This window comes from Kineococcus sp. NPDC059986 (genome assembly GCF_040702905.1).
In the GTDB taxonomy this organism is placed as follows: Bacteria; Actinomycetota; Actinomycetes; order Actinomycetales; family Kineococcaceae; genus Kineococcus.
This window is the reverse complement of sequence record NZ_JBFBND010000023.1, coordinates 1-19,428: the sequence shown is the minus strand read 5'-3', so window position 1 is coordinate 19,428 and position 19,428 is coordinate 1. Positions and strand designations below refer to the sequence as shown.

Below are 19,428 nucleotides of genomic sequence, written 5' to 3'. Positions count from 1 at the left end.
CCGGGGGCCCGCGGTGCGGGCCCCCGGGTGGTGCTCACTGCAGACCGGCGAGGGATTCCTTCGCGGCGGTCACGACCGCGGTGTCGGTCAGGCCGAACTCGCGGTACAGGTCCTGGTAGTCCGCCGAGGCGCCGTAGTGGTCGATCGCGACGGAACGACCGGCGTCGCCGACGATGCCCTCCCAGCCGAAGCTCAGGGCGGCCTCGACCGAGACGCGCGCCTTGACCTGCGGCATCAGGACGGTGTCGCGGTAGGCCTGGTCCTGCTCGAAGAACCACTCGCGGCACGGCATCGACACGACGCGGGTGGGGATGCCCTCCGCCTCGAGCTTCTCGCGCGCCGCGACGGCGATCTGGACCTCGGAGCCGGTCCCGATGAGGATGACCTGCGGGGTGGCGGCCGAGCTCTCGACGAGGGTGTACGCACCCTTGGCCACGCCCGAGGCGTCGCCCCAGCCGTCCTGCGAGCGGTCGAACGTCGGCAGGTTCTGACGCGACAGCGCCAGGCCCGCCGGGCGGTCGGTGTTCCCGAGGATCGTGCGCCACGCCCACGCCGTCTCGTTGGCGTCGCCGGGGCGGACGACGTCCAGGCCCGGGATGGCGCGCAGCGCGGCGAGGTGCTCGACCGGCTGGTGCGTCGGGCCGTCCTCGCCCAGGCCGATGGAGTCGTGCGTCCACACGTACGTCACCGGCAGCTTCATGATCGCCGCGAGGCGGACCGCGGGGCGCATGTAGTCGCTGAAGACGAGGAACGTGCCGCCGTAGGGGCGGGTACCGCCGTGCAGCGCGATCCCGTTGAGGATCGAGCCCATGGCGTGCTCGCGGATCCCGAAGTGCAGCGTGCGGCCGTAGAGGTTGCCCTGCCACGTCTTCGTCGTGCGGCTCTCCGGCAGGAAGCTCGGCTCGCCCTTCATCGACGTGAGGTTCGACTCGGCCAGGTCGGCCGACCCGCCCCACAGCTCCGGAAGGGTCGAGGCGAGGGCGTTGAGGACCTCACCGGACGCCTTGCGGGAGGCGATGGACGTCCCGGCCTCGAAGACCGGCAGCGCCTGCTCCCACCCCGCGGGCAGGGTGCGGGTCCGCATGCGGTCGAACAGCTCGGCGCGCTCACCGGCACCGGCGCGCCAGGCGTCGAACTCCTGCTGCCAGGCGGCGTGGTCGGCCTTGGCGCGCTCGCGCAGTCCGCGGGTGTGCGCGATCACGTCGTCGGAGACCGCGAAGTCGGCCTCGGGGTCGAAGCCGAGCAGCTCCTTGGTGGCCTTGACCTCGGCGTCGCCGAGCGCCGACCCGTGCGACTTGCCGGTGTTCTGCAGGTTCGGCGCGGGGTAGGCGATGATCGTGCGCAGCACGATGATCGACGGCTTGGACGTCTCGGCCTTCGCGGCCTCGAGGGCGGCGTGCAGACCGGCGACGTCCTCGGTGTACTCACCCTCGCCGCCGTTGGTCCAGTCGATCGTCTGGACGTGCCAGCCGTAGGACTCGTAGCGCTTCGCGGTGTCCTCGCCGAGGGCGATCGCGGTGTCGTCCTCGATGGAGATGTGGTTCTGGTCGTAGATGACGACCAGGTTGCCCAGCTCCTGGACCCCGGCGATGGCCGAGGCCTCGGAGGTCACGCCCTCCTCGATGTCGCCGTCGGAGGCCAGCACGTAGACGTGGTGGTCGAACGGGCTGGTGCCGGGGGCGGCCTCCGGGTCGAACAGGCCGCGCTCGCGGCGGGCGGCCATGGCCATCCCGACGGCCGAGGACAGGCCCTGGCCGAGCGGTCCGGTGGTCATCTCCACACCGGCGGTGTGACCGTGCTCGGGGTGGCCCGGGGTCTTCGAACCCCACTTGCGCAGCGCCTTGAGGTCGTCCAGCTCCAGGCCGTAGCCGGCGAGGTACAGCTGGATGTAGAGCGTGAGGCTGGAGTGCCCGCAGGAGAGCACGAACCGGTCGCGACCGACCCAGTCCGGGTCCGCCGGGTCCTGCCGCAGCATCTTCTGGAACAGCAGGTAGGCCACGGGCGCGAGGCTCATCGCGGTTCCCGGGTGGCCGTTGCCGGCGCGCTGCACGGCGTCCATGGCCAGGACGCGGACGGTGTCGACCGCCTTCGTGTCGAGTTCGCTCCACTCGAGGGGCTGGCTCACGTGTCTCCTCCCGTGCGAACCAGCTGACCGCCCAGCGCCCGGATGGCGGTGGGGGACCGGCCGTTGGTCCGCTCTGTCGTCTTCCGTCGCGGCCGGGACCGTGGTGTTCTGGTCCGGCGTCCGAGGCGTTCGGTGTGGTGACGCTCCGTGGCCGTCGCTCGCGACGGTGTGGGGCGCGTCACCTGAGGAGAGCCTACTCGCAGGGGGCTCCGACGCAGCCGGGCAGGGGTCGCGGGGCCGTCGGGGGCCCGCCGCTGCCCGCGGGAGGCCCCGCGACGCGCCCACCGCGACCCTCCCGGGTACGACAGCGCGTAGCAGAGGCGTAAGCTCGGGGAGCCCGTTGTCGCCTCGCCCTGAGGACACTGTGACCGTCGCCGACCCGCGTCTGACCGACGCCCCCGCGCACTCCCGGACCAGCCTGCTGGGCCGGCGCCGCGGTGGGCGTCCTCCACGCTTCCCCCGGGCCGCCGCGTACGTCGCGCTGACCAAGCCGCGCATCGTCGAGCTGCTGCTCATCACGACGATCCCCGTGATGCTCTTCGCAGCGGACGGGCTGCCCTCGGGCTGGCTGGTGCTGACGACGTTCGTCGGCGGCGCACTGGCCGCCGGCTGCGCGAACACGCTCAACTGCTACTTCGACCGGGACATCGACGCGCTCATGAAGCGCACCGAGAACCGCCCCCTGGTCACGGGTGCGGTGAGCCCGAACCAGGCCCTCGTCTTCGCGACCGTGCTCGGTCTGGCCTCGACGGCGCTCTTCGTCGCGTTCGTCAACGTCCTGTCCGCGGCCCTCGCGCTCGGCGCGATCCTGCTCTACGTCGTCGGCTACACGCTGCTGCTCAAGCGGCGGACCTCCCAGAACATCGTCTGGGGCGGGGTCGCCGGCTGCATGCAGGTGCTCATCGGCTGGACGGCCGTGACGGGTTCGCTGAGCTGGGCCCCGTTCGTGCTGTTCGGCGTGATCTTCCTGTGGACGCCGCCGCACTACTGGCCCCTGTCGGTGCGGTACCGCGAGGACTACGCGAACGCGGGCGTGCCGATGCTGCCCGTCGTCGCCAAGCCGACGACGGTCTCGCGCCAGATCGTGATCTACACCGTGGCGATGGTCCTGTGCTCGCTGCTGCTCGTGCCGCTCGGCGGTGCCGGCGTCGTCTACGGCGTCGCCGCCCTCGTCCTCGGCTTGGGCTTCCTCGGGCAGACGGTCGGTCTGCACCGCCGCGCCACCCGCTTCGAGCGCGAGACCGGCGGTCGCGACGCGGGCACGCTCGAGCAGCTGCGCCGGATCTCGCCCATGGGCGTCTTCCACGGGTCGATCACCTACCTGACGCTGCTGTCCGTCGCCGTGGCCGTCGACCCGTTCCTGCGGATCTCCTGGCCCTTCTGACCTGACGCGTCCTCGGCGCTGAGACGCGCACCGCACCACTCGACGGGTTGCTCCCTGCCCCGCCCCGGAGTCAGCGCACCGGGCACCCCCTCGTCGGGGGCAGCTCGCCGTAGGGCAGGAACCGCCGTCGCGGCAGGAGCCCACGCAGCAGCAGTGGCTGCCAGGCACCGCCCGTGACCACCCAGGCGCCCGTCGCGACGTGGACGGCGCTGGCGGAGGGGAAGCCGCGTTCGCGGACCTCGCCGGCGAAGACCGCATCTGCCAGCGCCCGCAGCCAGGCCATCGGCTCGACGAGCCCGTCGACCTCGAGCCACGTGTGCGCCACGGTGATCGTGAAGGCGACGTCGGTCCCCGTGGCCTCCGGCGGGCTGACCACCCCGACCGACAGCCGGGCCGCTCCGTCCCTCCGTGGCTCCACGTCGGTGATCCACACCTCGGCGTCCGGGACCCGCCGGCAGTCGACCTCTGCGGCGTGGGGGCCGTAGGGGAGGAGCGCGCTGCTGATGACGTCGCTGACGAGCCGGTCCGCCGGGCCGGCACCCCCCTCGGCAGCGATGAGGCACTGCACCAGGGTCGCCTTGGCGTCGAGGTACGCCTCGCGGTCGTCGTGCAGCAGGGGTGCGATCTCCCGCTTCAACGCCGAGTACCGCTCCACCGCTGCCGGGTTGCGGCGCAGGTGCTCGCGCAGCAGCACGTGGTCGAGGTGCGGCCGGCTCCCGGCGACGACGACGTAGAGGTGGTGGTGGGGCAGGTCCGGTCGAGCTCGGAACGCCAGGCGTCCCGTGACACCGAGGTCCCCCTCGAGGACCCAGCCGGCTCCCGCCAGGGCGTGGACCGCCGCGCGGGAAGCCCGCTCGTCGGCGACGACGACGTCCACGTCGATCGTGGGTTTGGCCGCCATGCCGGTGACGGAGGTGGAGCCGACGTGCTCGATGCTCGTCGCGAGGTCGGCGACCGCCGGTTCCAGGTGTGCCCGCAGCAGGTCGAAGTCCCGGGCCCACCGGGGGTCGTGGTCGACGACGACTGCTCGTGCGGTGTCGTCCGCCTCGCCTGGCGAACGGGTTCGGCTCGTCTCCCGTGGGTCGTCCACGCCCTCAGCGTGCCCGAGTGCCCGCCGCCGCGCAGTCGCGCGGGCCTGTCCGCGGATCGGCGGAGCGTCGGAGAGCACCGTTGGCCTGCGGCGGTGCTGGAGGTGGCCTTCCACGGCGATTCGATCGTCACCGGCTTGCGCGGCACCAGCTCTCCGGGGCGGCGCTGGTCGTCCCTGGTGTGCGCCGAGGTGGGCGGGCAGGAGCTGAACTTCGCCGTCGACGGTGTCGGCTTCGTGCACCGGCGCGGTCCACGGCGAACCCACAGCGCCCAGCACCTGGGCGCGTTGACCGAGGTGCTGTCCAGCCCCGCACGGGCGTGCGTGGTGGCCCTGGGGGTGAACGACTCGGTCCTCGCCGCCGAGCACGCCGACGACGTCCGGGCTGCGGTGGGGCGGGACCTGGACCTGCTGCTGGACCGCTTCGGCCACCAGCGACTGGTGGTGACGGACCTGTACTCCCCTCGGGCGGGGGGAGCGCCCTCCCGGCTGGTGCGCCGTCCGGGGCGTGCTGCAGGACGCCCTCGAAGTCCGAAGACTGCCCCTGGTGCCGGGACTGGCCGACACCATCGGAGGCGAGCCGAGCTTGCTGTGCGAGGACTCGCTGCACCCGAACGACGCCGGTCACGCCGCCTTGGCCAGCGCTGTTGCGCGGCCGCTGCGTCAGGTCCTCGGAGGTGAGGGCTGGCGCCGCCTCAGCAGCAACGCCAGGGTCACGAGTGCCGGAAGGGCCATGACGAGGGCCAGAGCCATGACCAGCAGTGCCCATGCCGTGCTGAGTCCCGCCGCCCCGCAGACGATCCCCAGCGCGATGGCCGCCACGAGAGCTGTGAGGAACGTGATGCGCACCTGTACCGAACTCACCCTGGCCTGCGGACCGGGCGCTTGATCGTCCACGACGGGCATCCTGTCGTGCCGGGTTCCCCTCGACGAGTCGGCAGCCCGGGGCAGCTCACGTGTCGAGGCGCCGCCACCACCTCCGCTGCCGGCGCGGGGTGGGCGACCCCAGCAGACGCAGGCGGTGCGCTCCCGTGACGGCGGCCAGGTGCTCGTGCTGCTCGGCGTTCAGGTGCACCACGAGGCTGCCCTCGTCGGACAGCGAGGCGACCTCACCGCCGTCGACGTCGCGCACCTCGGCGTCGTAGGCGTGCGGGGCCACGAGGACGAAGGCGTTCCACAGCCGCGGATCTGCGGCGACGACGGCGGTCGCGTACTCGTACCGGCGCGGATCGGGGTCGACGTGGCTGTGCCGGCGCAGCAGGCCGGCGGTGGCCTCCACGTCGGGGGCCCAGGTGCCGGGTTCGTGCGCGGGCAGGTCGGTCTCCACGACCGCTGCGCGCGGCGCCAGGTAGCCCAGGACCGAACGGACGAGGGCCTCGACGTCGTCCCGCGGCAGGTCGTCGTGCTCCACGGCGTACGGCGCGGCGTCCATCACCGCGGAGCCCGCCGCGGTTCGGGAGGCGGCAGCAGCTCGGCACCCGGGGGAGCGACGGGCTCGGCCACCGGGGCGCTCGCGACCCGCGCCAGGCACGCGACGAGCAGGGGGACGGCGAGCATCGCGCCGACGGCGGGGACGGCCGCGCCGGAGTCGTTGGCCGCGAAGCCGATGAGGAGCAGGACCAGCAGGCACGCCAGCCCCGGCTTCAGGACGGGATGACGGTCGTAGGCGCGCTGCAGCACCGAGGCACCCCTGACGCCCAGGACGGCGGGGCGGGCCAGGGCGACGGCGACGGCCACGACGACCGGACCCAGGACCACGGCGAGCAGCCAGCTGTCGGCGAGGATCTGGACGTTCTGCGCGGCCTTGCGGTCGACGATCTGCCACGCCCCGCCGTCCAGGACGCTCTGCACGAAGCGGCCGAGGTGGGTGTGCTCGTCGGCGGGGCGCAACCAGTCCGCCACCGAGATCGCCGTCAGGACCAGGACGGTCGCGCCGAGGATGAGCGCGACGCGGCGCACCGTGATCCGCGCCCGGGCGACGACCAGGGCGAGGAGGCCGAAGGCCGGCAGCAGCGCCAGGGGACCGCCGAAGTCGCTGCCCAGGATCCCGTCGACGAGGGTCGCGGCCACACCCAGGACCACGACGGCGACGACGGCCGCCCGCCTCCGTCCGGTCCGGACCAGCCAGTCGGAGACGGCCACGGCCAGCAGCAGCGTGCCGGTGGCGAAGAGGGCGAACTCCTGGTTGCCCAGGCCGTAGAACCGCCCGGCCACGACCGGTTGCTCGCCGTTGAGGCTGGAGGTGATGAGCCGGGACCCGGTCGCGCAGTCCACGGCCAGGACGGCGGCGGTGGTGAACCCGACGAACCCGACCGGGCCGAGGGCCTGCCGTCGCCACGGTCCCCGCAGCGCCAGCGCGGTGATGAAGGTGGCGTACAGCGCGACGGCCCCGCTCACCGCGAGCAGGTGCGCGCCGGTGGAGTCCCCCGCCCGCCACCAGGGGATCGTGTTGGCCAGGAACGTGGAGGCGCAGACTGCACCGTAGAGGACGGCCACGGTGCGCAGTCCGGTGAGGACCCGCCGCCGTCCGGCGGCGTCGCCGCGGTGTCGGCGCAGGGCGAGCGCCGCGACCGCGTACAGGACGACCTGGGAGACACCCCACAGGGTGAAGAACGGCACCACGAGCGGCTGGACGGCCTGCGTCGCCTCGTCGAGGTCCCGGACCTTCACCAGCCGGTCCGCCGTGGACAGACCGGCGTCCGTGCTGGTGACCGGTGCCCCCACCAGACCGGGGGTGCCGTGGTCGGAGCCCAGGGCCAGGGCCAGGACGGTGGGCGTCAGGTCGGTGGTCTGGACGATGGCCTGCTGCCGGGTGGAGCGCGAACCGAGCAGCCCGCGGTACTCCCCGGCGGCCTCGCCGTCACCGGTGGCGGGTCGTGGGCCGGTGGCCGCCGCGAACTGCAGGTGAGCGGTCCCGCCGGCGTCGGCGAGGGAGACAGCGAGCACGGTGGTGTCCCGGGCGGCGGGAGAGGCGTCGACCGCCCGTCGGACCGCGGCCACCACCGCGTCGACGGCGGCGACCTGCTGGGCCCGCGAGGACGACGGGGCGGGCTCCCGGGCGGGCAGGTCGGCGGGGTCGCGGACGGTGCCGGCGTCGACGACGACCACGTCGGTGCCGGACTCCAGCGCGTGCTGCACGTCCTCACCGATGACTGTCGGCGCGGTGTACTCCCCACTGCTCAGCGAGATGTGGTCGCCCAGGGTGCCGTCCCTGCGGGCCAGGGCGATCCCGGCGCCGGGGCCGATCGACAGCGTGCTCGCCCCGCCGTCGGCCAGGGCCTGTCCCAGCGTTCCCGGTGCGGCGCTGAAGGTTCCGGCCCGGGCGATCCGCTGGTAGCGGGCGAAGTCGGGCTGCATCCCGTTGACGGGGTCGGCGATGGGGGCGCACGCCGCCTCCGCGTGCTGGCCGGGCGTTCCGTCGAAGCCGGTCGCGCGCCGGCCGGCGGACAGCCCGAGCCACCCGTCGACGGGACAGGCCGCGTCGAAGACGCTGCGGACGGCGAGCGTGCCGAGGGCTCCCGAGCTCATCGACGCCAGCGCCGGGGTCGCCTGCGCGGACACGTCGGACCAGCGGACCCCGGAGAACCCCACGAGGACCAGCGGTGTCCGGGTGGTCGCAGCCGGGCCCGCTGCCCCCGCCGCGGGGGCCGTGACGAGCAGGACCAGCACCAGCGCGAGGAGCGCTCCCACCCCGCGCTCCAGAACTCGCCGGGCGCGCAGGGGCCCCCGTCGGAGCACGGGGTGGCGAGGGGTTCGGACACCGGCGTCGGTGTCCGGCAGGACGGGTCCCACGAAGTTCAGTCCTCACGTTCGCGCGCTGGTGCTCTCGGGCCCGCGCCCGACGGCCCGGAGGGTAGCGGCCGGTGATCACGAGGCATCAGCGGCCAGCCCGGAGGAGTCTGCCCTGCCCGGCTGGGCATCCCGGACCAGGAGGCGACCTGGACCTCCTCCAGGGGGCCAGTCAGGTGAGGTGCTCGAAGCCGGAGAGGAGGGCGATCTCCAGCCCCACGAGGTCGTCGGCGTCCGGCGACAGGACGATCGTCCCGTCGGTGAACTCCACGCGCAGTCCTCGCCTCGCCGCCTCGGACGTCGCCGTCACGTCCCGGGGGACGAGGGGGACCAGCGCGTCGGAGTACCCGACCTGTCCGGGGGCGACGCGTCCGCCCGCCACCTCCACGACGAGCTGGTCCTGGGGGATGGCCGTGCACCACAGTGCGGACGTGACTCGGACCGGTGACGCCCAGACGCGCCTGGTGGTCGTCCGCGGCAACTCCGGCAGCGGCAAGTCCGCTCTGGCCGCTGCCGTTCGCGCCGCCCGGCCCCGTGGGGTGGCCGTCCTCGGGCAGGACGTCCTGCGCCGCCAGATCCTCCACGTGCCCGACGGGCCGGGGGCCCTGTCGGTGCCCTACCTCGACCTGTCGGCGCGTTTCGCCCTCGACCACGGCCTGCACGTGGTCGTCGAGGGCATCCTCCACGCGGAGGTCTACGGCGACGTCCTGCGCGGGCTCGTCGACGACCACGTGGGCGTGAGCCGGTGCTACCGCTACGAACTGCCCTTCGAGGAGACCGTGCGCCGGCACGCCACCAAGGGGGCGACCGCCCAGGAGTTCGGGGAACGGGAGATGCGCTCGTGGTGGCGGGGTCCAGATCCCCTGCACGGTGTGGCAGAACGGGTCATCGGACCGGACTCGACGCTGGAGAGCACGCTCCAGACGGTCCTGTCCGACTGCGGATGGCTGGTCCCTCCCGGGTGAGGGGACCTGGGCGGCCGCTGGTCGGTCAGGGCAGGACGGTGTCCGCCAGTTCGTTCCCGCGGGCGTCGTGGAGGTCCACGCGGTGCACGTCGAGACGACGTGGGTGCACGAGCACCGCCCAGCGCACCCCGGACCGGTGGGGGTCGTCGACCACGGTCAGGTCTTCGCGCGTGCCGTCGGACAGGTGCACCACGACGGCGCGCACGTCGGCGTGCAGCTTCACCAGCCAGGTGGCCGGTTCGTCGGCATCACCGGTGCCCCAGGCGCCGCCGATGACCCGGCCGGCAGGCAGGGGGGTGCTGCGCTCACCGGTGCCCCAGCGAGGGCGACCCTCGGGGCCGTGCAGCTGGAGCTGCACACCGGGTCCCCTCGGCGTGTGCTCAGCGTGCAGGGTCCACGTCTCGCCCTCGTCGGTGGTGCCGCTCAGCAGCAGGGTGTCCACCGCTCCAGTGTGGCCCCGTCGACCGATCTGTCGTCCTGGTCGCGAGGTGGCGACGTGCGCGCCCGGAGTGCGGGTGACCGTGGCGTCGACGCACGGGTCGACTCGTGCTGGTCCACGGTCAGCCACGCTGGGGTGTCCACCGGTCGGAGTCCCCGTGCAGCGCGTGCAGGTCCGCCGCGCAGACGTGACCTTGTCCTACCTGGACTCCGGTGGTCCGGGACCCGTCGTGGTGCTGCTGCACCGGACCTTCCTCCTCGCCGTCGGGTCGCTCAGCTGGGGATGCCCGGGCCTTCCGGGTCTGGTCGGCCCTGTTCGGCACGTGCGGACGTCTCGGCCGGCGGCGTGAGCGTGACGTCGCGCGTTGCGCTGCCCGGCTGCGACGATCACGCGGTGACCGACATCACCAGCATCGTCAACCTGGTCCTCTTCGTGTGCGTGGTCGGCTACCTGACGCGGCTGCGGGCGACGTTGACCCGCTCGGCCGAGGCGCAGGAGCGCATCGCGCAGGCCCTGGAGCGGCAGCTGGCCGAGAAGGGCGGAGCCGGGGCCACGCTCCTGGACGGCAGTGGTGTCGATCGCTGAACGCACTGTCGTGTCTCAGGACATTGGTGACACTGACAGCGCGCGGTCGTCACACTTCTCGGTCCTCCGAGCCTCTGCTGCCCTCGGCCGGCCCACGCGTAGGGCAGACCTCCTCACTGGTCGGCGCAGACGCTGTGACGCAAGTGATCTGCGCGAGATGAACTCACAGTGACTCAGACCCCTTGGCCTCACACGTGCAGCGCCGCAGGCCAGACCTCTGCGAGCAGCCGGTTCAGCATCGGGTGGTTGCTGTCGTCGAGGTAAGGGGTCTGGTCGGGATCACGGACGACCGCGACACCGACGGCATCGAGCGCCTTGCCGGGAGGGACGTCGTTGGCCAGCCGCCCTTGCAACCGCAGGTCGGTGTACTCCGGCGCGGTCCACACACAGGAGGCGCGGTGCATGTCCTCAGGGTCGACCTGCAGCCACACGCCGTAGGTGATCGTGCTCAGGTCATCGAGGCGGATGGGCAGCAGCACTCGTACGAAGGCCGCTTCGGGGGTCTGCATCATCACCGAGGCCTCCGCGGTGTCATGGCTCAGCCACAGACCATCGATGCCGTGCTCCTGCTGGGCGGCGTCGAACAGGGCGTCGGGCCAGGAGAAGCGGACGTGGCGGTCGGTCGCTGAGGTCGGGTGTCCGCACAACGAACACGGTTCGCCCGCGACGTGATCGTGATCCACAGGCACACCGACATGGTCACAGCCCGATCAGTTTTGTGCAGCAGACCGGATGACGACTCACCCTCATCACATGGTCATCGCGCGTTGTGCGCGCTCGACGATCGTCAGAGACGTCCGCTCATGTCGATGAGCAAGCGAAGCGCGTGCCGCGGATCCAGCCGCGCAACCGAGGTTGACGCACCGTGCAGGCGCAACCTAGGTTGACGACGTGGACGCGACCCAGCTGGCCGGCACTGCCGTCGACACCAGCGACACCTCCCGCGGCCTGCGCGCCGTGGCCGCGCTGCGCCGACTGCTGGAGACGCTGGAACTGCGCCAGGTCGAACACGCCTTGCGCCAGGGAGCGTCGTGGTCGGACATCGCCGCGGACCTGGGTGTGACGCGCCAGGCCGTGCACAAGAAGTACGCCAAGCGGCTGCGCGACGTGGCCGACGGACGGGAGGAGCGCTCGTGAGAACAGCTGGTCGTGGCAACGGACGCGGGAAGGGGCGCTCGATGCTGCGCCAGTCCCGCTACATCACCTCCGCCGCCCTGGAGGAGGCCGCCCGCGCGGGCGACCCCGAGCTCGACCTGGAGCACCTGCTGTTGGGGCTGCTGGTCACCGGTGGTCCCAGCGCCGCCCTGCTGACCGCCGCCGGGGTGAACCTGCCCCGGCTACGGCAGGCCGTGGTCGAGGTGAAGCAGCAGGAGCTGGCCCACCTCGGTCTCCAGGTGCCGGTCCCGGCGGTGCCCGAAGGCCCCGAACCCTCCTTCGGCGCCGCGCAGGCAATCCCCTTCAACGACCGCGCGATGGCGGTGATGAAGCGCATCTCCTACGAGGGCGACGACCGCGAACTGCTGCTCGCTCTACTCCAGGACGAGGGCCGGCGCGTCGAGCGGGTCCTGCACCACCTCGACGTCGACGTGGACGCACTGCGCTCCGCCACCGCACCGGAGCATGCAGCCCCCCGCACCGACCACCCCGGTGCGCCAGCAGTGGCGCAGGACTCCTCGGTCCTCGCCACCCTCGTGCACGACGTCCCGGTCGACGCCGGGCGGGTGTGGGACCTGGTCTCCGACGTTACCCGTCGCCCCGAGTGGGACAGCGCCTGTGTGCGGGTCGAGACCGGTCCCGACGGCGTGGAGCGCCTTACCTACCGCGCCCGGGGCCGGGAGTTCGTGGCCGAGCAGGTCGTCAACCACTTCGTTCCCGGGCGCGAGATCGGTTGGCACCGCTTCCGCGTCGGCGGCCGCTTCGCCTCGGTCGACCTCAGCCTGCGGGTGGAGCCGCTGGGCACCACCTGCCGGGTGCACCTGGAAGCCCGCCGCGGGCCTGCCACCGGACGCCCCCTGGGGTACCGCCTACTGCAACCCCTGGCGCGTCCCTTGCTGCGGCCGCTGGTGGTGCGGGCCACGGGCAGCCAGTTGCGCTGGCACGCCCAGAGCATCGCCCGGGCCGCCGCCCGGACCGCCTGATCACGTCGCCCCTCGGAGGAACCCACGTGCCGATCGCGCGCAGCATCATCACGGGCGCTGGCGGAGCTGTGCTGCTGCTGGCCGCCATCGCCGTCCTGGTCATCGGCCGGGACGCGCTGGACGACGCCCTACCGCCCGTGTTCGACGCGGCACTCGTGCACGCCGCGGCGTGGGCCGCGATCGCTGGCGGCAGTTGGCTGCTGGTGCACGCCTGGAACGCCCGTCGCCAGAAACCGACCAAGGACCCCCTGTCGAGGCCGGAGGCACCAGCCAGCTCAGAGTGACGCGCCACCGACCTCACGGTCATCCCGCGAGCCAGGATGTCGTCGACCGTCCGCACCTGTCGAAGAGCGTGCACAGCCGGGAGCAGGCTGTCGCTCCACTCCGCCAACCAGGCGATGCTCTCCGCGCACCCCGCGCCGCGGTCATCGACCGGGCACAGTAGGCACAGGGGATCCGCCCCTGCTTCGAGATGAGGGGTACGACCGGTGCAGGTGCTGTTCGACGGTGAGATCGACGTGCACTACGGCTTCATCGCCTTGAAGCCATACGAGGACGACCTACCCGGGCCGGAGAGCGTCGAGGGGCAGTCCAACGGCATCTGCGGTGCCGCCGTCCCCGGTGTGCTCATGATGTACCCCGGCCTGCACACCGGAGCCGTGCCCGTGCGGGTCGAACTGCACACCGACGCCCCACCCGTGGGCGCGGACTGGGAGGACGTCGTCGAGGTCCCCTTCGAGGTGATGGACAGCGACGAACCGCAAGATGAGCGGTGGGCCGGGCTGGAGCCCGAGGAGCCAGCACCGGGCGAGCCGCTGTATGAGTTCGGCTTGGCTGCCTTCGAGAGCTGGCAGGACGTGGAGCGTCCGACCCCGGGTGGGTACAGGGCACGCTGGTGCGCCTCAGGCATGGACGCGGCCTACGACGGGACCCGTCAGCACGGCGAGCCGGCGCTGGACAGGTACCTGCTGCAGCTGTGGCCTGCCAGCCCAGCCCCCGATGCCGTTCTACGCCGAAGCAGCGCGGCAGCAGCAGCGCGACACCCCAAGCCGTAGCCCGCACAGCGACGGCAGCTCCACCCAGTCGATCGGTCCAGCTCACCGACCTCACGGTCATCCCGCGGTGTCGACGGGCCGCCGACGTCGCGGTCGTGCCGATGGCTAGAAGTAGTGGTTCATCCCAGACGCAGACCTCAGATGTCGAGCACCCCGTCGACGGCGTCCTCCACGGGCGGCAGGGCACGGGTGTCGAGGTCCTCCATGAGGTGGATCTCGGCGTACTGGGGCTTGGCCACCGCACCGAGCTCGTCGAAGAGGTCCAGACGGCGCCGCAACCGCACCCCCGGGCAGGGGGCGAAGGCGAACGTGCACTCCAGCTGCGTGCCGGGCCACTGGCCCACCAACCGCACAGCGACCGCGCTCATCCCCCGAGCCAGCGGCTCGTCGCCGCCGGCCCCCTGCCAGTAGCTCTCCAGTCGGCTCCAGTCGTCCAGGACCTGCCGCATGTACGAGTCGGCGTCCAGCGGGCGAGGACGCACGGGCCAGCACGCGGAGCTGATGTCCACTGCACCCTCCGACGGCCACGACCGCACGGTCCGCTCGACCGCGTCCACCACCAGCACACGAGGTGGTGCCGGATCGGCGGAGACCACGACTGCCAGACGCCCTGCGGCCGCGGCCGGGGTCGCCGCCACGACGGCGTGACCGCCCAGGTCGATCAGGTTCGGCGCCGCGACGGAAGGTCCCGCACCGGCGGGGGCCGCGCTCGGGAACGCCGCCGCGACCGCTCTCAGCCGGCGGCCACCGTCGTTCCCGTCCCAGCCCAGCCGCCAGGTCCACTCCCCGGAGCGGACCGCAAGGCCCGACTCCACGCTGCTGTCCGGGTCGTAGGCGTAGCCGGGCCACAAGCCGTCGCCGGCGGATGCGCGCGTGGAACCGGCCGGGACCTGCTCCTGCCCCTCGGCCGCAGTCAGCTGCTCGGGCAGGTCCCCGTCCCAGGGCAGCGGCACCCAGCGGCTGGACCAGCAGACCTCGTAGGTGCCGGCACCCAGGCTGCGCAACGACCACGGTTCGACGTCAAGCTGCACCCACAGCGCCTGCGCGGTGGTGCGCACCCCCCGGACCGGGCGGTTGGTGTGCACCCGCTGAACCCGCCCGTCGGCGTCGGCGCGCAGCACCGTGCCCGATCCTCCCCACCCCACCGGAGCGGCGTCGGCTCCGTGGACGATCTCCTGCACGGGAGGAGCCGAGGTGCACCAGGCGCTGGAACGACCGGCCGCGGCCAGGGTCAGCCCGTCGGTCCACACCGCCACCGCGTCGACGCCGACCTGCAGCCGCAGGAGCGGTCCTCCGGGGCTGTTCTGGACCCACAGGGCCTCAGCGTCGACCCGTGCGGTCATCGGCTCACCGGGCGGTGGGGGTGGCAGCTCGGTCCAGGACACCAGCCGGCGCACCCTCCCCTCGACCGGGTCCAGGACAGCGGCCACGGGCTGGGTCTCGTCCAGCACCCAGACCCCGGCCGTCGTGGTGAACAAGCGTCCCGGTCGCAGCGTCCGCACGCACCGATCATCGTCAGCGACCGGGCACGCCGCGACCGACTCGCTGAACCTGGACGTCGACCGTGCGTGGCTGGCCGCGAGGCGTCGCTGGTCACGAGGCGCACCGCGAAGCGGTCACAGCGAGTCGCACTCTCCACGACCTCGCGCTCATGTCGATCTGCGGGCGGTCTGTGCGATGCAGGGTGGGTAGGCGTCCGAACCTCCGTCGGTGACGTCGATGCCCTTCAAATCTCCTTGATCGCGCCCGCCGAGGTAGGTACACAGGGCCGCATGTCCACGCTGCTCGTCATCGCCGGGCCACCCGGAGCCGGGAAGACGACCGTCAGCTCCCTGGTGTCCGCACGTCTCTCGCCAAGCGTCCTGCTCCGGGGGGATGCCTTCTTCCGCTTCCTGGATCAGGGGGCACAGAAGCCGTGGCTACCTGAGGCGGAGGAGCAGAACCGGACGGTCATCCGAGCCTCCGGTGCAGCGGCTGGGCGGTACACGCGGGGCGGCTTCGACGCCGTCTTCGACGGGGTCATGGGGCCGTGGTTCTTGCCGACCTTCCTCGAAGCCACCGAGCTGGACGTGGTGCACTACGCCGTCCTGCTGCCCCCGGTGGAAAGGTGCGTGCACAACGTCACGACCCGGGAAGGCAACCGCGACGACGAGCCCGGTACGCGGTACATGCACGAGCAGTTCGAGCGAGCGGACATCGATGTCCGGCACCTGGTCATTGAGCCGGAGGGGACCCCGGAGGAGGTGGCTGCGTGCATTTTGGCTCGCTACGGTCGTGGGGACTTCGCCTACGGCGCTCAGGGCATCGCCTAGCTCCTCTGTCGACCGACTTCGCGGTCATCCCGCAGCCAGCAGGCGCTGCAGCGGCTGCTGAACCACAGCGAGGACCAAGCAGGCCGCTGCACAGCAGGACCACAACAGCACCGGCCCACCCGCGCTGAGCAGTCCGGTTCCAGCAGCAGGACCCACGACGGCAGCAGCACCCCACGTCAGCCCGTACACGGCGAAGTAGTCCGCCTCCCTCCCCGCCGGCGCGAGCTGCGCGACCAGGGTGAAGGCACGACCGAGCAGGATGAGGTCAGCGAACGCGGCAACGACGATCGCGGCGGCGAACTGGCCCATCGTCGAGGCCACCCCCAAGGCACCCAAGCCGACTCCCAGCAGTAGGTAGCCGGCCGTCATCGCCGTCGCCCACGACAACTGCGCCAGACGTCGATGCTTCATCAAGGGCTGCCCGGCCAGGACCACCGCGGCCGAGACCGCGAACAGGAGTCCCACCCGCTCAGCGGGCAGACCCCGGGCCTGCAACGTCAGCGACAGCGTCGTGCTCAATTGCAGGTAGACCGCAGCAAACACCACCCCGCACGCCGATAGGGCCAGCAGTCGCTGATCCCGCCACGCTGGGCCCGCGAGGGCCGCCTCCTCGTCGCTGGAGGTGACAGCGCCCGCGCCACTTGTCGAGCGCAGCGCGCGGTGCAGGACCGCAGCGGCCAGCAAACACGTGGCCGCGTCAACGACGAAGACCCACCGAAGGTCCACGGCGGCAGCCGCTGTGGCCAGCAGCCCGGCGCCGACGCCGGCGACGCCCAGCGCGGCCGACAGCAGCGCGTACGCCCGCGGGCGCTGTGCGGCGGGGGTGACCTCAGCAATGAGGGCCTGGGAGGACGGCTCGTACAGCTCGAAGGCGACGCCGAACGCGACGACCGCGACCAGGGCCACCGGCAGCGACGGAGCCAGAGCCAGCGCCAGTTGCGCGGTCGCGGTGGCCAGCAAGCCGACGGTGATCGTGGTGCGGTGTCCGAGCCAGCGACTGAGCCGGGCACCCAGCAGCCTCGAGATCAGCGTCGCCGCGCCGAAGGCGGCCATCACCGCAGCCACCAGGGCCAGGGACGCGCCGAAGCGGGCGGTCAGGGTCAGCGCCAGGAACGGCAGAGTGAAGGCGCCGAGCTGGTTGATGCAGCGCCCAGCCAGTAGCAGCCACACCGCCCGCGGCAGGCCATCGCTCAGGGTGCTGCGGCGCGGTGACCGGGCGGTGCGCGTGCGGTCGTTGCGCCTGTTGTCGTTGCGCCTGTTGTCGTTGCGCGTGCTGTCGGTACGGGTTCGGAGGGGACGTCGTGGACGGCGGGTCCAGGGCATCGGGGTGTCCTTCGGGTAGGCCAGTGCAGCGCCATAGGCGCTGTGCTTCCGCTGGCCTTGGCTGTGGCGTGCCCCACCCGGTGCTTCGAGTCCGCCGGTGTTGGACTCGAACCGGGGCGCGGTGCCCCGGTGCAGGACGCCCACGCTCGCCGTGGGCTGTTGCTCCACACCCTACGAGGGACGTTACGGTCATCCCGCGGTGCGCGTGACGTTGCCCTACGGCGCAGGACGGTCTCAGTTCGGCTCGGCGGACTCATCAACATCTCGTTGACGCTCCTGTCCGGTGTCGAAGAACCGGTCCAGGTAAGCCGTCGGAGGCAGGTCGCTCGTCCGCATCAAGCTGAACACCTCAGCCCCGTCCACCGGCTCCTCGAACAGCGCGTAGGCCTGGACGAGCCCCAGGTACTCCGTCACCCGATCCGGCGGCCAGGTCGTCTCGCTCGCATAGGTCTGCGCCTCCGCCTCAGCCCTCTCGATGGCGCGGTCCATGTCGGCCTCCCGCCACAACGTCACACGCTCCTCGTAGACGACCTCAGCACTGTGGTGCTCGGCCTGGCTACGGAAGATGCAGCGGACCGCAACCCACCCAGAGCTCTCCATCCGGGCAGCGTCTCAGAGAGGTCCACGGGTTTCGGTGACTTCACGGTCATCCCGCGGTGCGCGCGCAGCGCACGGTCGTCGTTTCCGTCTCACCTTCTCCTCGCGCACCGGGTGATCTTGCGGAGAAGTGATGCCACCGTGCCTTCTCTTGGGGCAAGGTGGCCTGGGACAACCAACGACAAGGGAGCATGTCTTTGCGGTCCCTACTGGTCGGCCTTCGGGCCCTCCTCTGTCTCTTCCTCGCCCTGGGCGTCGTTGCCACGGCGGGGTCATCCCGCGCTCCGGGTGAAAGCCGTCTCGGCAACCGAGCGGCACACCCATGATGAACCGGTGATCTACACGTACGCCGTCTCCAACGTGCAGCCCAGCCTCGAGAACGCCCAGTGGTGGGAAGTGACCCTCGTAGCGGCCGGGTCCACCATCTGTCCGGCTGCCGTTGGTCGCCGCCTGCTCGCAGCCATGCCTCCCTTCGACTCAGCTGAGCCGGGCTCCGGACCAACCGTGGCGGTCGAAGTCCTCGACTGGTCTGGCGACCTGGGACAGGTGTCGCGTTGGCGGATTGACGACGGCGACGAACCGCAGTGGATCACGCCCGGAGATGATGACCCTGTCTCCTTCGTGACCCACCCGTGAGCGCAACGGCCTGATGAAGCTACGCGGCGTATCGCTCGGTCATCCCGCGGTGCGCGCGCAGCGCACGGTCATCCCGCGGTGTGCGCGGTACCGGGCGCCGGCGACGTCGCGGTCTTGGCGATCTCTGGACGTCCCAGGAACCGCACTCAGCCGAGAGCCGTCACATCGCCGTGTCAGCCACCGCCGCGCAGGTCGAGAACCTCTGATGGGGCCGACGCCTCAACGCGCGCCCCGATGGGTGCTGATCCTCGTCGTTCTCGCCATAGCCGCGGTCGTGGCCGTCATCAAGATGCCGCCCTGGTCCTTCCTCACCCGCGAGGACCTGACCTCTTGCGGCGAGGTCAGCCGCGACATGTCGGGAGAAGTACCCCGCGACGGCACCGCCTGCCTCCTGGCGGCGCAGACCAACGGCACCGGCGCCGAATTAAAAGTGACCGACTACACCGACGAGGGCGACCCGATCTTCACCTACTACCGCGTAGTGCCTGACCACAGCGGCATGGAGGTCTTCGTCGACAGCCGCGACGGCTACGGCAAGAAGGGGTGGACGCACCTCGACTGTCCCCAGGCCCGCGCCGTGCCCGACGTGGGGGCCTGCCAGGAGGCGTGACCGCGGGTCGTACGCGGCGCCAGCTCACGCAGGCCAGCGAGGAACGCACGGTCATCCCGCGTTGTGCGCGCTGTCGCGGGCTACCGGCGACGTCGCGCTCCTGACGAAGAGCGGGCAACAAGTGCCTGCGCCGATCACGCTGCGACCACCGCTCGGCACACACGGCACCAGCTCGCTGCTCCCTTCGGGGGGATGCCCGGCGGTCCGCTACCGCGTCACCCACGCCGTCGTGGAGCATCCGCACGGTCCGGTTCGACGTCGACTCCACAGGCGGCGCGGGCTGTCGTCACCGAGCGTCATCGTGAGGGGTTCTCCGTGCAGTTGGTCCACCAGGGGCGCATGGCCGTCTCCTACTCCCAGGCCTACCTGTCCGCCGGGGACGT

The 19,428-nt window shown here is 72.0% G+C and carries 21 protein-coding genes; 10 read left to right on the top strand and 11 right to left on the bottom strand.

Going from position 1 to position 19,428, the window contains the following annotated elements; all coding sequences use genetic code 11:
• Positions 1–34 precede the first annotated feature (34 nt).
• On the bottom strand, positions 35–2,125 hold the full coding sequence (gene tkt / locus AB0637_RS16755) for a transketolase (protein ID WP_366173641.1): 2,091 nt from the start codon (positions 2,123–2,125) through the stop codon (positions 35–37).
• Between the two features lie 418 nt (positions 2,126–2,543).
• Between tkt and AB0637_RS16750 the strand changes: the two genes are divergently transcribed.
• Positions 2,544–3,509, top strand: a complete 966-nt coding sequence (locus tag AB0637_RS16750) for a heme o synthase (RefSeq protein ID WP_366173706.1) — start codon at positions 2,544–2,546, stop codon at positions 3,507–3,509.
• A 70-nt stretch (positions 3,510–3,579) separates the two neighbouring features.
• Here the strand turns inward: AB0637_RS16750 and AB0637_RS16745 are convergent, their stop codons facing one another.
• The 5 genes from AB0637_RS16745 to AB0637_RS16725 all read right to left on the bottom strand — a co-directional run bounded on the left by AB0637_RS16745 (position 3,580) and on the right by AB0637_RS16725 (position 8,773).
• Complete coding sequence (locus AB0637_RS16745) at positions 3,580–4,599, bottom strand: GrpB family protein (RefSeq protein ID WP_366173640.1); 1,020 nt, start codon at positions 4,597–4,599, stop codon at positions 3,580–3,582.
• Between the two features lie 660 nt (positions 4,600–5,259).
• Positions 5,260–5,493, bottom strand: a complete 234-nt coding sequence (locus AB0637_RS16740; RefSeq protein ID WP_366173638.1) for a hypothetical protein — start codon at positions 5,491–5,493, stop codon at positions 5,260–5,262.
• A gap of 55 nt (positions 5,494–5,548) precedes the next feature.
• Positions 5,549–6,028: a hypothetical protein gene (locus AB0637_RS16735; RefSeq protein ID WP_366173636.1), complete on the bottom strand. Its 480-nt coding sequence runs from the start codon at positions 6,026–6,028 to the stop codon at positions 5,549–5,551.
• Complete coding sequence (locus tag AB0637_RS16730) at positions 6,028–8,286, bottom strand: hypothetical protein (protein ID WP_366173635.1); 2,259 nt, start codon at positions 8,284–8,286, stop codon at positions 6,028–6,030. Before AB0637_RS16730 ends, AB0637_RS16735 begins: the two co-directional genes overlap by 1 nt.
• Positions 8,287–8,557: 271 nt before the next feature.
• Positions 8,558–8,773: a hypothetical protein gene (locus AB0637_RS16725; RefSeq protein WP_366173633.1), complete on the bottom strand. Its 216-nt coding sequence runs from the start codon at positions 8,771–8,773 to the stop codon at positions 8,558–8,560.
• A 43-nt stretch (positions 8,774–8,816) separates the two neighbouring features.
• On the opposite strand from AB0637_RS16725, the gene AB0637_RS16720 reads away from it, so the two are divergent.
• On the top strand, positions 8,817–9,350 hold the full coding sequence (locus AB0637_RS16720; RefSeq protein ID WP_366173631.1) for a kinase: 534 nt from the start codon (positions 8,817–8,819) through the stop codon (positions 9,348–9,350).
• Between the two features lie 25 nt (positions 9,351–9,375).
• Here AB0637_RS16720 and AB0637_RS16715 read toward each other — a convergent pair whose 3' ends face one another.
• A complete protein-coding gene (locus AB0637_RS16715; RefSeq protein WP_366173629.1) occupies positions 9,376–9,792 on the bottom strand; it encodes a hypothetical protein in 417 nt (138 codons plus the stop codon).
• A 390-nt stretch (positions 9,793–10,182) separates the two neighbouring features.
• Between AB0637_RS16715 and AB0637_RS16710 the strand changes: the two genes are divergently transcribed.
• On the top strand, positions 10,183–10,374 hold the full coding sequence (locus AB0637_RS16710; protein WP_366173627.1) for a hypothetical protein: 192 nt from the start codon (positions 10,183–10,185) through the stop codon (positions 10,372–10,374).
• Between the two features lie 188 nt (positions 10,375–10,562).
• Here AB0637_RS16710 and AB0637_RS16705 read toward each other — a convergent pair whose 3' ends face one another.
• On the bottom strand, positions 10,563–11,063 hold the full coding sequence (locus AB0637_RS16705; protein WP_366173625.1) for a DUF2199 domain-containing protein: 501 nt from the start codon (positions 11,061–11,063) through the stop codon (positions 10,563–10,565).
• A gap of 202 nt (positions 11,064–11,265) precedes the next feature.
• On the opposite strand from AB0637_RS16705, the gene AB0637_RS16700 reads away from it, so the two are divergent.
• The 4 genes from AB0637_RS16700 (at position 11,266) to AB0637_RS16685 (ending at position 13,567) form a co-directional block, all read left to right on the top strand.
• On the top strand, positions 11,266–11,511 hold the full coding sequence (locus tag AB0637_RS16700; protein ID WP_366173623.1) for a hypothetical protein: 246 nt from the start codon (positions 11,266–11,268) through the stop codon (positions 11,509–11,511).
• A 41-nt stretch (positions 11,512–11,552) separates the two neighbouring features.
• Entirely contained in the window at positions 11,553–12,512 is a 960-nt protein-coding gene (locus tag AB0637_RS16695) for an SRPBCC family protein (protein WP_366173621.1), read from the top strand.
• 26 nt (positions 12,513–12,538) lie between these two features.
• Positions 12,539–12,796, top strand: coding sequence for a hypothetical protein (locus AB0637_RS16690; protein WP_366173619.1), 258 nt, complete (start codon positions 12,539–12,541; stop codon positions 12,794–12,796).
• 204 nt (positions 12,797–13,000) lie between these two features.
• Complete coding sequence (locus AB0637_RS16685; protein WP_366173617.1) at positions 13,001–13,567, top strand: hypothetical protein; 567 nt, start codon at positions 13,001–13,003, stop codon at positions 13,565–13,567.
• A gap of 137 nt (positions 13,568–13,704) precedes the next feature.
• On the opposite strand, the gene AB0637_RS16680 is transcribed toward AB0637_RS16685, so the two are convergent.
• Positions 13,705–15,069 (bottom strand): hypothetical protein, encoded by a 1,365-nt coding sequence (locus AB0637_RS16680; RefSeq protein ID WP_366173615.1) that lies wholly within the window; start codon positions 15,067–15,069, stop codon positions 13,705–13,707.
• Positions 15,070–15,339: 270 nt separating this feature from the next.
• On the opposite strand from AB0637_RS16680, the gene AB0637_RS16675 reads away from it, so the two are divergent.
• Complete coding sequence (locus tag AB0637_RS16675; protein WP_366173613.1) at positions 15,340–15,879, top strand: AAA family ATPase; 540 nt, start codon at positions 15,340–15,342, stop codon at positions 15,877–15,879.
• Between the two features lie 24 nt (positions 15,880–15,903).
• Here the strand turns inward: AB0637_RS16675 and AB0637_RS16670 are convergent, their stop codons facing one another.
• Both AB0637_RS16670 and AB0637_RS16665 read right to left on the bottom strand, forming a co-directional pair.
• On the bottom strand, positions 15,904–17,370 hold the full coding sequence (locus AB0637_RS16670; RefSeq protein ID WP_366173612.1) for an MFS transporter: 1,467 nt from the start codon (positions 17,368–17,370) through the stop codon (positions 15,904–15,906).
• Between the two features lie 66 nt (positions 17,371–17,436).
• Positions 17,437–17,802, bottom strand: coding sequence for a hypothetical protein (locus AB0637_RS16665; protein WP_366173610.1), 366 nt, complete (start codon positions 17,800–17,802; stop codon positions 17,437–17,439).
• Positions 17,803–18,132: 330 nt separating this feature from the next.
• Here AB0637_RS16665 and AB0637_RS16660 point away from each other — a divergent pair, with 330 nt between their 5' ends.
• On the top strand, positions 18,133–18,435 hold the full coding sequence (locus AB0637_RS16660) for a hypothetical protein (protein ID WP_366173609.1): 303 nt from the start codon (positions 18,133–18,135) through the stop codon (positions 18,433–18,435).
• Between the two features lie 238 nt (positions 18,436–18,673).
• Positions 18,674–19,045: a hypothetical protein gene (locus tag AB0637_RS16655; protein ID WP_366173608.1), complete on the top strand. Its 372-nt coding sequence runs from the start codon at positions 18,674–18,676 to the stop codon at positions 19,043–19,045.
• Positions 19,046–19,428 lie beyond the last annotated feature (383 nt).